The organism is Actinoplanes sp. NPDC051475, assembly GCF_040689425.1.
In the GTDB taxonomy this organism is placed as follows: domain Bacteria; phylum Actinomycetota; class Actinomycetes; order Mycobacteriales; family Micromonosporaceae; genus Actinoplanes.
The window spans coordinates 388459-402456 of sequence record NZ_JBFAZZ010000005.1 but is presented as its reverse complement, the minus strand read 5'-3'; the positions used below and the strand labels follow the sequence as shown (position 1 = coordinate 402456).

Sequence of the window (13998 nt, the reverse complement as noted above, 5' to 3'; positions counted from 1 at the left end):
CATGGCGACACGACGGCACGAGCGTGCTGAATCGGTTGAACCTTCGGTCCACGCGAGCCGTACTCGTGTCTAGGTCTTCGTGCTGAACAGTCCCTCGGGCGGCGCCGGGGATGCGACGGCGTCCGCATCGGTGACGGCGGCGCGACCGCCGGTGAAGCGGTCCAGATCCGTCTCCACGCGGCCCGGGAACCAGTCGCCGGCCGCCCGCCGGGTCAGCTCCGCCACCGGCAGCGGCGTACGCCCGGCGACGACGACGAGGTTGCCGAAGCGGCGGCCGCGGAGCACGGCGGCGTCCGCCACGAGGCAGGCCTGCGGCAGCACCTCGCGGATCGTGGCGACCTGGGTACGCGCGTGGTTCAGCGGCGGCCCGTCCGCCACGTTGGCGACGAGCCACCCGCCGGGGGCCAGGACCCGCGCCGCCTCGCGGATGAACTCCACCGACGCCAGGTGTGCGGGCGTGCGCGCGCCCGCGAACACGTCGACGATCACCAGGTCGTACCCGGCGTCGCGCATGCCCGTGACGGCCTCGCGCGCGTCTGCCACCCGTACCCGGAGCTTTGCTTTGGTGTCCCAAGGGAGTGCCGTGCGGATCAGGTCGACCAGCGGTCCGTCGATCTCCACCACCCGCTGCGGCGATCCCGGCCGGGTCGCCGCGACGTAGCGGGGCAGCGTCAGCGCCCCGCCGCCCAGGTGCAGGACCCGCAGCGGCGCTCCCGGCGGCGCGAGCAAGTCGATCGCCGCCGCCATCCGCCGGATGTACTCGAACTCGAGGTGCGTCGGGTCGCCCAGGTCGACGTGCGACTGCGGCGCGCCGTCCAGCAGCAGGGTCCACCCGGTCGGGCGGTCGGGGTCGGGCACCAGCTCGGCGACCCCGGAGCCGACCGTCTCGACGCGTCGCTCGCCTCGCCTGCGCTGTGCCACGGCTGCACAGTACGTCGGTTGCGGTTCGGGAGCACGGGACCGGTAACCCGATAAAGATCCGACCGGCGGCCGACGACGATGACGTGACGGCACCCTCGGACTTCCTGCCCGGCGACCCGTTGCTGCACCTGTTGCGCCGCGCCACGTACGGTCCGACCCCGGCCTCGACCGCCGAGATCCACCGCCTCGGGGCGAAGGCGTGGCTCGAGCGGCAGCTGAAGCCGGTCGCGATCGGCGACAAGCTCGCCGACGGCATGGTCGCCCGCCTTCCGTTGAGCGGCCTGACCATCGACAGCGTGCGCGCGCGGGCCCGCGCCGGCTCCTTGCCCATGTACGGCTGGGAGGCCATGTTCGAGGTGGCCGCCGCCACCCTCTCGCGGGCGATCTGGAGCGAGCGCCAGCTGTACGAGATGATGGTCGCCTTCTGGTCCAACCACCTGCACATCGCCTGCCCGGCCGGCGAGGTCTGGGACAACCGCCCCGACTACGACCGCAGGGTCATCCGCGCGCACGCGCTGGGCCGCTTCGCCGACCTGCTCAAGGCCAGTGCGCGCCACCCCGCGATGCTCATGTACCTGGACAACCGCTTCTCCACCCGCGAGGCGCCGAACGAGAACTACGGCCGTGAGCTGCTCGAACTGCACACCGTCGGGCTCGGCTACACGGAGTCGGACGTGAAGAACGCCGCCCGGCTGCTCACCGGCCTCACCGCCAGCTGGGAAACCGGCCGCTACGTCTACGACGCCGGGCGCCACGCCACCGGCGCGGTCAAGGTGCTCGGCTTCCGGCATGCGAACAAGACCGCGAGCGGGGGCCAGGCGGCGGCCCTGGCCATGCTCGACTACCTGGCCCTGCATCCCCGCACCGCGAAGCGGATCGCCACCAAGCTGTGCGTACGGTTCGTCGCCGACGTGCCGCCGGCCTCGCTGGTCACCAAGCTGACGAAGGTCTACCTGGACAACAAGAGCGCCATCGTGCCGGTGCTGCGGGCGCTGTTCACCTCGGCCGAGTTCGCCGCCTCGGTCGGCGCCAAGACGCGGACACCGTACGAGGACGTCGTCGCCACCGTGCGCACCCTCGGGTACGGGCCCGAGGCGTCCGGGACGAAGAGCCTCATGGCGCTCTACTGGACCATCGACGCGGCCGGGAACGCGCCGTTGGCCTGGGGACCACCGAACGGCTATCCGGACGTGGCGACCGCCTGGGCCTCGCCGTCGACGCAGGTGACCCGGTGGAACGCCCACCTGAACATCACCGGGGGGTGGTGGCCGACCACGCTGCAACGGCCGGAGTCGCTGCTGAAGGAGCTCGTGGGCAGCACCCTGCCGGCCACGTACGGCGCCCTGATCGACGCCCTGGCGACCCGGCTGGTCGGGCGCACCCTCGCACCCCAGCACACCGCCGCGCTCGCCGCGTTCTACGGCAAGACCCCCGCCAGCCCGCTCAAGGCCACCGACGGCGTGACGGGATGGCTGTTCCCGTACCTGGTGGCGTTGGTGCTCGACTCTCCCTACTTCGCGCTGAGGTGACCGTGATGGCTGACCAGGACTGCGGCTGCACGATCAGCCGGCGCACGCTGCTCGGGGCCGGCGCGGCGGGAGTGTTCGCGGGCCTCGCCGGCGAGCTGCTGTCGACCCAGCTCGCCTACGCGTCGCCGGGCTATCAGGGCGACGTGTTCGTGCTGTTGTCGCTGCGCGGCGGCTTCGACGGGCTTTCCGCCGTCGTGCCGCACGGTGACCCCGCGTACTACAAGGCCCGTCCCGGCATCGCCGTGCCCAAGGCGCGGCTCATCGGCGGTGACGCGGCCTTCGGGCTGAACCCCGCGCTTGCGCCGCTGCTGCCGTTCTGGAAGAGCGGAAAGCTGGCGGCGGTCCAGGCCGTGGGCCAGCCGGCGCCGAACCGGTCGCACTTCTCCGCGATGGAGGAGCTGGAGCGGGCCGCGCCGGGCACCACCCTGCGGACCGGCTGGCTCGACCGGATGGTGGGCGGGCTCGGCGCGAGCGGTGCCTTCGACGCCGTCTCGGTCGGCAGTGCGATGCCGGCCCGGGTGCTCGTCGGACCCGCGCCGGACCTCGACCTCAAGTCCGTCGACAAGTTCGTGCTCTCCGGGGAGTCCACGAACCGTCCGATGGCGCAGACCATCGCGGCGCTCTATGCCGACGCGCCGGACGCTCTCGCCCGTACGGCGGCGACGGCCACCTCCGCGCTGGCGACCGCCGGGCAGTTGCAGGCCGCCGGGTACACGCCGGCGAACGGCGCCGCGTACCCGGACACAGAGCTCGGCAGGGCGCTGCGCGACGTGGCCCGCCTGGTGAAGTCGGACGTCGGACTGATGAGCGCCTGCGTCGACTACGGCGAGTGGGACATGCACGAGAACCTGGGCACGGCGACGTCCGGCAAGCGGATGTACGACCACCTCGCGGAGCTCGCCCACGCTCTCGCCGCGTTCGCCACCGACCTGGGCCCGGCCGGCATGGGCCGGGTCACGCTGATCACGGTCAGCGAGTTCGGCCGCCGCGTTGCCCAGAACGGCTCGGGCGGGCTGGACCACGGCTACGGCAATGCCATGTTCGTGCTCGGCGGCGGAGTCAAGGGCGGCAAGGTGTACGGGCGCTGGCCGGGGCTGTCGGCGAGCCGGCTCGTCGCCGGCGACCTGGCCGTCACCACCGACTACCGGGCCGTCATCGGGGAGATCCTCCGGGCCCGCTGCGGCGTGTCCGACGTCGCCCGCGTCTTTCCTGGTGTGAAGCCGTCCACGCTCGGCCTGGTGCGCGCCAACTAGCCGCGGAGCAGGGCGAAGCGGGCCCTCGTCACGCCGTCGCCCTGATGGATCGCCAGCGAGTCGCAGAGCTGCTGGACCAGCCACAGGCCCATGCCGCCGACCTCGCCCGGGCGGGGCGGCAGGTATCCGGCCAGCGGTCCCGGACCCGGCGTGCCATCGTCGCTCACCTCGCCCACCACGGCGTCGGCGGTCACCCAGATGCGCAGCTCACGGTGGCTGCCGCCGTGCCGGATGCCGTTCGTGGCTATCTCGCTGATCGCGAGCACCAGCGTCTGCACCCGGTCGGGCGGCAGCCATTCGCCGGCCGCGGCCGCCTCCCGGATCCGGGCCCGCAGCCCGGCCACGGCGTCGTCGATCGGCGCCGCCAGGACCGGCTCGCCGGCCACGGGCCAGAACGGCTCCGGCAGCCCGGCCAGGAACACCTCGGGCGACTCGTACGTCGCACTGTCGTGCCAGTCGCCGTCGTGCACCCGCGGATGGGTCCGGATCGCGGCGGTGACCAGGGCGGTCGGCAGGACCCGGCGATCGTACGGACACAGCAGATGCCCGTTCAGCTCCGCCAGGCTCCGGTTCAGCGCCGACTCGAAGCGCAGCCACGGGTCGTACGGGCCGGCGTACGGGATCTGCCCGATGAGCCGCACGAACGGGCTGCCCCCGGCCGCCGCGGCGCGCAGGATCCGGGCCCAGCCGGCGATGGTCCGCACCGGACGGACGTACCACTCCTCGGCCGGCAGGAACCGCACCGAGCCGGCATGGTCGGCGAGGGCGTCGCGCAGCAGGGCGATCCCGCGCGGGCCGGCGGCGACCGCCACCACCTCACCGCGTTCCAGGCCGTCCCGGACGAAGTCGCCGAGGGTGGTCGCGTACGCGGAATCGGCGTCGTAGAGGAACGCCGAGTGGGTGAACACCACCTCGCCACCTCCGAGCACCGCCGATCGACCACCGTAACATTCGGTCCTCGACGGAACCGCCGACCAGGCGCGGAGCACCGCTGCGGGTGAAAGCGGAGCCCGGAAACATGAAAACCCCCTGCACTCGCCGCGGCCCGTTCCACACTGGGCGCGTTCAACGATTGCGGGGGTGAAGAGTGTCGGGTACGGGGACCAGCGCGCTGGCCGAGATCATCGGCGACGGGCCGAGACAGCCGTCCGGACCGCCACCGGCCGGGGACATGACCGCCATCCTCGCCGCCGCGCAGCACCGCGCCGGGCCGCCGCTGAAGATCCGGCGGCACGAGTCCGAGGAGGGGCCGGCGTACTGGCGCTGGGACTGCGCCAACTGCGGCGAGTACGGCGGCGGCCGGCACCACTGGGACGCGGTCAGCCGGGCGATGCGGCACTGCTCGGAACACCCGGAACACCGCTCGTCGCTGCTGCCGCCGGCGCGCTGCCGGGAACGTGACCACCGGCTGTCGGTCCACCCGATGCTGTTCGCGCTCGACGACGATCCGCCGCCCCCGCCGCTCGCCGTCTAGGGCAAGCGGCGGGGCGCCGGATCACTGCTGGGTGTCGCCCTCGCCCGTACGGGCCTGGGCCTGGTCGACGCCCTGGTCGATCTTGTCCGAGTACTTGTTGCCGGTGCGCTGGTCGACCTGGTCGCCGGCCTTCTCGAGGCCCTGGTCCACCTGCTCGTCGTGCTTGTCGGCGAAGTCCTTGGCCTGGTCCATGAAGCCCATGGTGTCGTCCTTCCGTTAGCGAACGCCCATGAGCTTCCCGGCAGCGGCGCGGGGAAACCTCAGGGCCGGGTGTCTCCGTCTCCCGTGCGCTTCTGGGCCTCGTCGACGCCCCGGTCGATGTGCTGGGTGTACTTGTGGTCGGTGCGCTTGTCGACCTCGTCCCCGAGCTTCTCGAGCACCTGGTCGACCTGCTTGTCGTGCTTGTCGGCGAACTCCTTCGCCTTGTCCAGGAAGCTCATCGGGCACCGCCCTTCCTCGCGCTCAGCACCTCGGCGATCCGCGCCATCCGCGGGTCCGCCACGATCTGTTCCAGGCTAGTGCGCAACGGCATTCGCCAGTTCGGGTACTCGTCCGTCGTGCCGGGCAGGTTCGGCTGGTCGAGTTCGCCCAGGACGTCGTAGAGCGCCGCGGTCACGAAGCGGCACGGGGTCCGCGCCAGGAATTCGTGCATCGCGACGACGATCTCCTCAGGCGTGCTCGACGCCGTGACCAGGCCCTCCTCGGTGAGGCGGGCGAGGAGCTGACCGCGGTCCTTCTCCGCGTACGCGCGCTCGTCCTCCACCGGACCGGCCAGCTGGCCCAGCTCGGCGCGTACCCGGACCTGTTCCCCGGCCAGGAAGCCGCCGGCGGTCGGCAGGTCGTGAGTGGAGATGCTGGCCAGCGCGTTGCGGGGATAGCGCGCGGCGGGCAGGTAGCCCTCGTCCGGGTCGTTCTTGTAGTCCCGGGTGAACCACAGCACCGCCGAGCCGAGCATGTTCATCTCTTCCAGCGTCTTGGTCATCACCGGCAGCACCGTGCCCAGGTCCTCGCCGATCACCACTGCTCCCGCCCGGTGCGCCTCCAGGGCGAGGATGCCGAGCATCGCGTCCGGGTCGTAGTGCACGTACGTGCCCTCGTCCGGCCCCATGCCCGGTGGCACCCACCAGAGCCGCCACAGGCCGGCTACGTGGTCCACTCGCAGGCCGCCGGCGTGCCGGAAGATGCGGCGGAGCATGTCGCGGTAGGCCGCGTACCCGGTCTCGATGAGCTGGTCGGGCCGCCACGCGGCCAGGCCCCAGTCCTGCCCGAGCTGGTTGAACGCGTCCGGGGGCGCGCCCGCGTGCACCCCGGCGGCCAGGACGTCCTGCAGCAGCCAGCCGTCGGCGCCGCTCGGATCGATGCCCACGGCGAGGTCGTGCACCACGCCGACCGGCATGCCCTGAGCCCGGGCCGCCTCGTTGGCCGCGTCCAGTTGCTCATTGAGCAGCTGCTGCAACCACACGTGGAAGGCGACGCGGTCACCCTTGCGTGCCGCGCGCACCTCCGCCGTGTCCGGCCGGCGGAACTGCTCGGGCCACTCCTGCCAGTTGGGGCCCTGCTCCTCGGCGAGGGTGCAGAAGACGGCGAAGTCGGTGAGGCCGGGGTCGGCGTCGAGATCCACCTCGCCGGCCGCCGGCCAGAGCAGCTCGAGGGCGGCCCGCTTCGCCGCCCACACCGCGCTGTAGTCGATCAACCCGTTCGGCGTGGGGTCCGGCTTGAGCGCGTCCACCCGCTCCCGCAGGGACGGATCCGCACGCCGGTAGGCATCCGTGTCGGCGACCCGCAGATACAGCGGGTTCGAGAAGCGCCGGCTGGACGGCGAATACGGCGACGACGGTACGGGCACCGTCGGCGTGATCGCGTGCAGCGGGTTGAGCAGGATGAGCCCGGCACCGTGGCTGCCCTCGACGAACGTGCGCAGGTCCCCGAGGTCGCCCATGCCCCAGGACGCGTCCGAGTGCAGCGCGTAGAGCTGGACCATCCAGCCCCAGGTCTCCGGCGGCTCGGGCAGCCGGGGCGGCACCACGACCAGCGTCACCTCCTGCCCGCCGGTACGCAGCCGGTGCCAGCCGAGCGGAAGGTCGTCCGGGATCCCGGTGACCTCCCGCGACGTGCCGTCCTCCAGCAGGACGGTGCCGGAGCCGGGCAGCGGCCGGGCCGCACCGTGCTTGACGACCACGGTTCCGGGCAGGCGTTGCTCGTCGCGCGCGGTTCGGACGGCGGCCAGCTCCCGCCGGATCGACCCGGGCGTCGTCGCGTCGACCCCGAGCAGCCCCAGCACCCCGGTGACCGACTCGGCAGACACGTCGCGGCGCTCGCGATGCCAGTCCTCGTACCAGGTCGCCACCCCGTGCGCCTCCGCCAGTGCGGTCAGCTCAGCGTCCACTCACGCCCCCTCGTCATCGGTGTTTCCGTGCATACCCTGCCCTGAAAGTCCTAGTCCCGGGAGGCGGGTCTTGCGCGGCTCGGCCAGACTTGGGCGCATGTCTTCTGCAGTGAAGTGGTGGGCCCGGCTCAGTGCGGCCGTCACGGGCGCGGTCCTGACCCTCGTGGTGCCGGTGCACGCGTGGGCGGCGAGCAAGGGCGTCGACGGGCTCGCGGTGGAGGCGGCGAAGTATCGCCGCCGGCGCAGCGGCTTCGGCTTCTTCCCGATCGTCGGTGGTCTCTGCTGCCTGGCCGTGGTCGCGGGCATCGTGCTGGCGGTCGTCCTGATTTCCCGGAACCGCAAACGCCGCTGAGCCCGCGCCCCTACCTTCGAAGGGTGGGAATACGGGCGAAAGCGGTCGCGCTGGGCGTGGGTGTCGCGGCGCTGTGCACGGTTCCGCTGGTCATCTCGGTGACCGCGGACGCAGCGCCGGACGTGCTGCTCTCGCGCAACCACCCGGTTCTCGGCTCGAGCGCCAAGGACACGGCGCGCACCGCGATCATGGCCGTCGACGGCGACACCACCACCCGCTGGGCGACTTCGACGCCGGCCGGGACGCAGTGGCTGCGCCTCGACCTCGGCCGGCAGCAGGCGGTCACCCGGGTGCGGCTCGTGTGGGATCCGGCGTACGCGCGGGCGTACCGTCTGCAGCTCTCGCCCGACGGCACCCGCTGGACCGACCTGACCCGGGTGACCGGCGGCGACGGGGGGACCGACGACCTGAAGCGGCTCAGCGGATCGGGGCGCTTCCTGCGCCTGCTGGCCACCCAGCGGGCCTGGGCGTCGGGCTATTCCCTGCGGGAGCTCCAGGTGTACGGGCCGGGCCCGGCGGTCAAGGCGACACCCGTGACGAGCGCGCCGACCGCGGTGCCCGCCGCCGCCGCGGGGCTGACCGACGCGCGCAAGAGGGAACGCGCGTTCGAGCTCGTCTCCAGCGCGGAGAACTCGACGCTCGACTGGCGCCGGCAGTTCGGCTACATCGAGGACATCGGCGACGGGCGCGGTTACACGGCAGGCATCGTCGGCTTCTGCTCCGGCACCTCCGACATGCTGGCGGTGGTCACCGAGTACACCCGGCGCATGCCCGGCAACAAGCTCGCCAAGTACCTCCCGGCCCTGCGCGCCGTGGACGGCTCGGCCTCGCACGCCGGCCTCGATCCGGGCTTCACCGCCGCCTGGAAGGCGGCCGCGGCCGACCCGGTGTTCCAGAAGACGCAGGAGGACGAGCGGGACCGGATGTACTTCGATCCCGCGGTCACGCTGGCGACCTCGGACGGGCTGCGGGCGCTGGGCCAGTTCGCCTACTACGACGCGGCGGTCATGCACGGCATGTCGGGGCTGCGCGAGATCCGGGCGGCGGCGATGCGCGTCGCGAAGACCCCCATGCAGGGCGGCGACGAGACCGCCTGGCTGAACGCCTTCCTCGACGCCCGGGTCGCGGAGATGCGCACCGAAGAGGCCCACAGCGACGTCACCCGCGTCGAGACCGCCCAGCGCGCGTTCCTGCGCGCCGACAACCTCGACCTGAACGCGCCCTTGACCTGGCGCGTCTACGGCGACCGCTTCTCGGTCACCTCCTGACAGCCGGAAGGCCGGCAGCCCTCCGCGGGTCACCGGCCTTCCGTCGGATCAGGCCTTCGCCCACTTCTGGTTGGTGGTGCCGCCGCAGTCCCATAGCTGGAGCTGGGCGCCGTTGGCGCTGTTCCAGTCCTTGACGTCGATGCAGCGGTTGGCCGAGACGTTCACCAGGTCGCCCCCGGCGGAGAGGGTGAATCTCTGCACCGGGTTCCCATTGCAGGTCGCCAGCTGGATCGCGGTGCCGTTGCCGAGCGCGCCGCCGGCCGGGTCCATGCACTTGCCCATCGCGCGGAGCGTGCCGTCACCCTCGAACGACCACTTCTGGGCGGCGGAGTTGTTGCAGTCGTACATCTGGAGCCGGGCCCCGTCCACCGGGTTCGCACCGGGGATGTCGATGCACCGGCCACTGAAGGTCGACTTCAGTGCCGCACCGCTGCCGCCGCCGTCGTTGTTCCACGCCGAGACGCGGACGTAGTCGACGAGCATCGTCTGCGGGAACTGCGTGGTGGCGTCCGGGTAGCCCGGCCAGTATCCGCCGACCGCGACGTTCAGGATCATGAAGAAGTTGTGGTCGAACACCCACTTGTCGCCGCCGAGGTTCGACGGGGTGACGCGGAAGTACTCGGCGCCGTCGAGGTACCAGACGATCAGGTTGGGGGACCAGTCGACCCGGTAGTTGTGGAAGGCGTCGCCGAGTGGGGCGCCGAGGGTGCGGTTGCCACCGATGCCCTCCGCGCCGGAGTAGCCGGGGCCGTGCACGGTGCCGTAGACCGTGTTGGGCGTGTTGCCGACGTTCTCCATGATGTCGATCTCGCCGGTGTTCGGCCAGCTGTTGCCGCCGAGCATCCAGAACGCCGGCCAGATGCCCTGGCCCTTGGGGATCTTGATGCTGGCCTCGAAGCGGCCGTACGTCTGGCTGAACTTGTCCGCGGTCAGGATGCGGCCGGACGTGTACTGGCAGGTGCCGTAGTGACACTGGTAGTTGGCCGGGTTCTCGCGCCGGGCGGTGATCGCCAGGTGACCCTGGCCGTCCTGGCGCACGTTGTTCGTCGAGTTCGTGTAGTACTGCTGCTCGTTGTTGCCGAAGCCGCTGCCGCCGATGTCGAACTTCCACTTGGCGGGGTCGACCGAGGCGCCGGACGCGCCGTTGAACTCATCGGACCAGGTGATGCCGCCGATCGCCGCGGCGGCCGTGTCGTTGCGGGAGACGGCGACCAGGCCGCCCGAGACCGAGACCGCGACTATCGCCGCGGCGAGCAGGATCCTCGCTCTGCGCATGGGGATGTGCCTCCGGGGGAAGAGGTTTGTTAATATTTAAGCAGTGTTTACAAATGCACTGCTACCAGTCAAGAGAGACTGGTTCCGGAACCCCCGGATAACACTTCTTACAGCTTTTTGAACAAGTTCGGCAGCTTGGTCGGCTCCCAGCCGGGCAGCGACGTGTGCGCCTCCAGCACCTGGTAGCGGTCGCCCTTGAACTTGACGACGTCGCCCTTCACGTAGACGGTGAACGCCTTCCACGGCTTCGCCGCCGGCGCGGTGGTGGGCGGGGTCGTCGGCGCCTGGGTCGGCGGCGTGGTGGTCGCCGGCGGGCTGGTCGACTCCTCGGCCGGCGGCGTGGTCCGGTCCTCCGACGGAGGCGTCGTCGGGTCCTCGGACGGCGGGCCGGCCGGGTCCTCCGACGCCGACGATGACGGCGTCGGCGGCGTCGACGGTTCCTCGGCCGCATCCGCGGATTCGACCTTCACCGAGTCCACGGCCATGCGCGCCGGCAGGTCGGCCTCGTCGGCGTCGGTCACCACCAGCGTCAGCACGAGCCGGAACGGCTGAGCGGTCTCGGTGCGCGGGGCCGCCACCTTGCGGACCGTCTCGCCGTCGACCGACAGCGTGATCGACTCCGGCGTCCAGCTCACCTCGTACGTGTGGAAGTCGTCGTCCGTGACCGGGTCCGCCAGCAGGTCGATCGTGCCGGAATCCGGACGTCCCGAGCCGTACAGGGCGAACACCGGCCGCAGGCCGTCGCCCTCGGGAACCCGGACGCGCGCCTCGACCCGGCCCGACTCATGGCGGAACGTGGCACGGCTGACCAGCCGCGCCGAGGTGAGCCCGCTGCGGTCGCCCTCGCGGGCGGTGATCACGAGATTGCCGTCGCCGTCCAGTTGGGCGTTGCGGGTGCTCTCCCGGAAGGTCAGCCCGTTGTCCAGCCGGCCCGTGTTCAGGACCCACTTGCCCGGGTCCACGGTGCTGCCCTCGTCGCCGCGGAAATTATCGGAGAACCGATCGGACGACGACGTCCGGTTGCGGTCCCAGCCCGAGCGGTTCCGCTCGGACGCGTCCGCGGTGTCGTTACGGGTCGGCAGCCAGATGGCGGTGGCCAGACCGGCGGTCGCGACCGCGAGCGTGACGACGATTCGGGGACGCAGCCAGGCGGGCTGCTGCTGCGCGCTGTGTCGCGGCACGGGGGGACCTCCGGGGGCGGTGAGGCTGTTGCGTCAGGAGGACTTAAGAAGATTCCCGCGGAAAGGTCAAGTACTCGTCCGTGAAACTACAAGAACATTCAGATTTTCTCATTCCCTGTACGGCTGGAGATACGTACCGCTGTGCCCTCGGGGCCGGTTTTGATCTCGAATGTGTCGGTGAGCTCCCGGACGAGATAAAGGCCCCAGCCGCCCGGCTCGTCGGGAGCAGGCTTGTCCGGGCGGATCGCCCCCAGGCCCGCGCCGTGGTCGGTGACCTCGCAGATCACGAAGTTCTCGGCACACCACACCGCGACGTGCCCGGTGCCGCCGCCGTGCCGAACGGCGTTCGTCAGCAACTCGTTGACGGCGACGACGAAATCGGCCAGCCGGTCGCCGCCCAGCCCGGATTCACCGGCCCGGGTCGCGACGACATGCCGCAGTGCGGTGACCCGGCTGCGGTCGAACGCCTCGGAGACGAGCAATTCAGCGATGCCTCCGACGGTAAGCGAATCCTGATCATTTCGCTGGGTGAGTAGGGTCAGCCCCATGGCGGAATCGAGCGGGCTGCAGACCCCGCTGTGGCGCGCGATCGCCGTGTACCGCATCGCCGCGCTCGTCTACGTCGCCATCCTGGTGGTCCGCAACGTCGGGGCGTACGAGCGCCCGATGTTCGCCTGGCCGGTGCTCGCCCTCACCGCCGGCTGGACGGTCTTCACCACGTACGCGTACGCCGTACCGGCCCGCCGCAAGGCGCCGCTGCTCGTCGCCGACCTGCTGGTCACCATGGCCGTGATGGCCTCCAGCGCCTGGATCGTCGGCCCGGAGGCGCTCAAGGACGGCAAACCCACCCTGGCCGTCGCCTGGCACGTCGCCCCGGTCATCGCCTGGGCCGTCGCCGGCGGGCGCCGCTGGGGCATCGTGGCGGCGCTCGCCATGGGTGCCACCGACCTGGCGGTGCGCAACCACTACGACCAGGCCGCCTTCACCGGCACGGTGCTGATGCTGCTGGCCGCCCTGGCCGTCGGCTACCTGGTCGGCATCGCCGAGGTCTCCCAGCGCCGCCTCGAACGGGCCATCCAGCTCGAGGCGGCCACCCGGGAACGCGAACGCCTCGCCCGCGACATCCACGACTCCGTCCTGCAGGTCCTCGCGCTGGTCCAACGCCGCGGCGCGGGCCTCGACGGCGAGGCGGGAGAGATCGCGCGGCTCGCCGGGGAACAGGAGGCGGCGCTGCGCACCCTGGTCACCGGGCGCACCGCCGAACCCGTCGACGAGGGGGCCGACGTCGACCTGATGACGCTGCTGGACCCGTACGCGTCGACCACGGTGTCGGTCGCGGCACCCGCCGGAGCGGTCCGCCTGCCGTCCCGCAGCGCGACCGAGATCGCCGCGGCCGTGGCGGCGGCGCTGGACAACGTGACCCGGCACTGCGCGCCCGACACGAAGGTCTGGGTGCTGGTCGAGGACGAACCCTCGTCGGTGACGGTGAGCGTGCGGGACGACGGGTGCGGCATCGAGCCCGACCGGCTCACCGAGGCGGAGTCCCAGGGCCGCCTCGGGGTCGCCCAGTCGATCCGCGGACGCATCGCGGACCTGGACGGCACGGTCCGCATCACTTCGGCGCCCGGCCAGGGCACCGAGGTCGAACTGACCGTCCCCCGCACGCCGTAGGGGCGCCCGCGGCGCTCACTGCTCGTCGTAGGGTGATCGCGTGGCGATCAGGGTGATGGTGGTGGACGACCACCCGATGTGGCGCGACGGCGTGGCGCGTGACCTGGCGGCGGCCGGCTACGAGGTGGTCGCGACCACCGGCGAGGGTCGGCAGGCGGTCCGCATCGCCGGCGCCGCCCGGCCCGACGTGGTGGTCCTCGACCTCCAACTGCCGGACATCTCCGGCGTGGAAGTCATCAACGGGCTCCTGTCGGCCGTGCCGGGCGTACGGGTGCTGATGCTGTCGGCCAGCGGGGAGCAACAGAGCGTCCTCGACGCGGTGAAGGCGGGGGCGTCCGGTTACCTGCTGAAGTCGGCGGGGCAGGCGGAGTTCCTGGACGCGGTGGGGCGGACCGCGGCGGGGGACACGGTCTTCACGCCGGGGCTCGCGGGGCTGGTCCTGGGCGAGTTCCGGCGGCTCGCGGTCGAGCCCGCGGGAGACGACGGGATGGCGCCGAAGCTGACCGAGCGGGAGACCGAGGTGCTCCGGCTGGTGGCCAAGGGCTTGTCCTACAGGCAGATCGCCGAGCGGCTGGTGCTCAGCCACCGGACCGTGCAGAACCACGTCCAAAACACCCTGGGCAAGCTCCAACTGCACAACCGCGTCGAACTCACCCGCTACGCGATAGAAAAGGGCCTGGACTGAGCC

General features: G+C 71.7%; 15 protein-coding genes. 7 read left to right on the top strand and 8 right to left on the bottom strand.

The window, feature by feature from the left end; all coding sequences use genetic code 11:
* Positions 1-69: 69 nt before the first annotated feature.
* Positions 70-921 (bottom strand): fused MFS/spermidine synthase, encoded by an 852-nt coding sequence (locus AB0368_RS13545; RefSeq protein WP_366154131.1) that lies wholly within the window; start codon positions 919-921, stop codon positions 70-72.
* Between the two features lie 83 nt (positions 922-1004).
* Here AB0368_RS13545 and AB0368_RS13540 point away from each other — a divergent pair, with 83 nt between their 5' ends.
* Both AB0368_RS13540 and AB0368_RS13535 read left to right on the top strand, forming a co-directional pair.
* Entirely contained in the window at positions 1005-2450 is a 1446-nt protein-coding gene (locus tag AB0368_RS13540) for a DUF1800 domain-containing protein (protein ID WP_366154130.1), read from the top strand.
* A gap of 5 nt (positions 2451-2455) precedes the next feature.
* Positions 2456-3703, top strand: a complete 1248-nt coding sequence (locus AB0368_RS13535) for a DUF1501 domain-containing protein (RefSeq protein WP_366154129.1) — start codon at positions 2456-2458, stop codon at positions 3701-3703.
* Here the strand turns inward: AB0368_RS13535 and AB0368_RS13530 are convergent.
* On the bottom strand, positions 3700-4614 hold the full coding sequence (locus AB0368_RS13530) for an anti-sigma factor RsbA family regulatory protein (RefSeq protein ID WP_366154128.1): 915 nt from the start codon (positions 4612-4614) through the stop codon (positions 3700-3702). The genes AB0368_RS13535 and AB0368_RS13530 overlap by 4 nt on opposite strands.
* Positions 4615-4790: 176 nt before the next feature.
* On the opposite strand from AB0368_RS13530, the gene AB0368_RS13525 reads away from it, so the two are divergent.
* Entirely contained in the window at positions 4791-5177 is a 387-nt protein-coding gene (locus tag AB0368_RS13525; RefSeq protein WP_366154127.1) for a hypothetical protein, read from the top strand.
* Between the two features lie 21 nt (positions 5178-5198).
* On the opposite strand, the gene AB0368_RS13520 is transcribed toward AB0368_RS13525, so the two are convergent.
* The 3 genes from AB0368_RS13520 to malQ are packed head-to-tail and all read right to left on the bottom strand — an operon-like array spanning position 5199 to position 7563.
* A complete protein-coding gene (locus tag AB0368_RS13520; RefSeq protein ID WP_366154126.1) occupies positions 5199-5378 on the bottom strand; it encodes an antitoxin in 180 nt (59 codons plus the stop codon).
* A gap of 59 nt (positions 5379-5437) precedes the next feature.
* Entirely contained in the window at positions 5438-5617 is a 180-nt protein-coding gene (locus tag AB0368_RS13515; RefSeq protein WP_366154125.1) for an antitoxin, read from the bottom strand.
* Positions 5614-7563 (bottom strand): 4-alpha-glucanotransferase, encoded by a 1950-nt coding sequence (gene malQ, locus AB0368_RS13510; RefSeq protein ID WP_366154124.1) that lies wholly within the window; start codon positions 7561-7563, stop codon positions 5614-5616. Before malQ ends, AB0368_RS13515 begins: the two co-directional genes overlap by 4 nt.
* Positions 7564-7660: 97 nt before the next feature.
* Here malQ and AB0368_RS13505 point away from each other — a divergent pair, with 97 nt between their 5' ends.
* Together AB0368_RS13505 and AB0368_RS13500 are read left to right on the top strand one after the other, a co-directional pair.
* Positions 7661-7915: a hypothetical protein gene (locus tag AB0368_RS13505; RefSeq protein WP_366154123.1), complete on the top strand. Its 255-nt coding sequence runs from the start codon at positions 7661-7663 to the stop codon at positions 7913-7915.
* Between the two features lie 23 nt (positions 7916-7938).
* Positions 7939-9183 (top strand): chitosanase, encoded by a 1245-nt coding sequence (locus AB0368_RS13500; RefSeq protein ID WP_366154122.1) that lies wholly within the window; start codon positions 7939-7941, stop codon positions 9181-9183.
* A 48-nt stretch (positions 9184-9231) separates the two neighbouring features.
* On the opposite strand, the gene AB0368_RS13495 is transcribed toward AB0368_RS13500, so the two are convergent.
* The 3 genes from AB0368_RS13495 to AB0368_RS13485 form a co-directional block, all read right to left on the bottom strand.
* Positions 9232-10458, bottom strand: coding sequence for a family 16 glycosylhydrolase (locus tag AB0368_RS13495; RefSeq protein WP_366154121.1), 1227 nt, complete (start codon positions 10456-10458; stop codon positions 9232-9234).
* Positions 10459-10565: 107 nt separating this feature from the next.
* Positions 10566-11639 (bottom strand): family 16 glycosylhydrolase, encoded by a 1074-nt coding sequence (locus tag AB0368_RS13490; RefSeq protein ID WP_366154120.1) that lies wholly within the window; start codon positions 11637-11639, stop codon positions 10566-10568.
* A gap of 98 nt (positions 11640-11737) precedes the next feature.
* The gene (locus AB0368_RS13485; protein ID WP_366154119.1) at positions 11738-12187 is read right to left on the bottom strand and encodes an ATP-binding protein; all 450 of its coding nucleotides are present in this window, start codon (positions 12185-12187) and stop codon (positions 11738-11740) included.
* Here AB0368_RS13485 and AB0368_RS13480 point away from each other — a divergent pair.
* Together AB0368_RS13480 and AB0368_RS13475 are read left to right on the top strand one after the other, a co-directional pair.
* Positions 12186-13310 (top strand): DUF5931 domain-containing protein, encoded by a 1125-nt coding sequence (locus AB0368_RS13480; RefSeq protein ID WP_366154118.1) that lies wholly within the window; start codon positions 12186-12188, stop codon positions 13308-13310. The genes AB0368_RS13485 and AB0368_RS13480 overlap by 2 nt on opposite strands.
* A gap of 55 nt (positions 13311-13365) precedes the next feature.
* Positions 13366-13995, top strand: coding sequence for a response regulator transcription factor (locus tag AB0368_RS13475; RefSeq protein WP_366154193.1), 630 nt, complete (start codon positions 13366-13368; stop codon positions 13993-13995).
* Positions 13996-13998 lie beyond the last annotated feature (3 nt).

Bases quoted from the DNA above. Each gene is read 5' to 3' on its own strand.
- AB0368_RS13515 (WP_366154125.1), bottom strand. From the start codon at position 5,617: ATGAGCTTCCTGGACAAGGCGAAGGAGTTCGCCGACAAGCACGACAAG.
- AB0368_RS13505 (WP_366154123.1), top strand. From the start codon at position 7,661: ATGTCTTCTGCAGTGAAGTGGTGGGCCCGGCTCAGTGCGGCCGTCACG.
- AB0368_RS13475 (WP_366154193.1), top strand. From the start codon at position 13,366: ATGGTGGTGGACGACCACCCGATGTGGCGCGACGGCGTGGCGCGTGAC.
- AB0368_RS13485 (WP_366154119.1), bottom strand. From the start codon at position 12,187: ATGGGGCTGACCCTACTCACCCAGCGAAATGATCAGGATTCGCTTACC.
- AB0368_RS13480 (WP_366154118.1), top strand. From the start codon at position 12,186: ATGGCGGAATCGAGCGGGCTGCAGACCCCGCTGTGGCGCGCGATCGCC.
- AB0368_RS13535 (WP_366154129.1), top strand. From the start codon at position 2,456: ATGGCTGACCAGGACTGCGGCTGCACGATCAGCCGGCGCACGCTGCTC.
- AB0368_RS13495 (WP_366154121.1), bottom strand. From the start codon at position 10,458: ATGCGCAGAGCGAGGATCCTGCTCGCCGCGGCGATAGTCGCGGTCTCG.
- AB0368_RS13520 (WP_366154126.1), bottom strand. From the start codon at position 5,378: ATGGGCTTCATGGACCAGGCCAAGGACTTCGCCGACAAGCACGACGAG.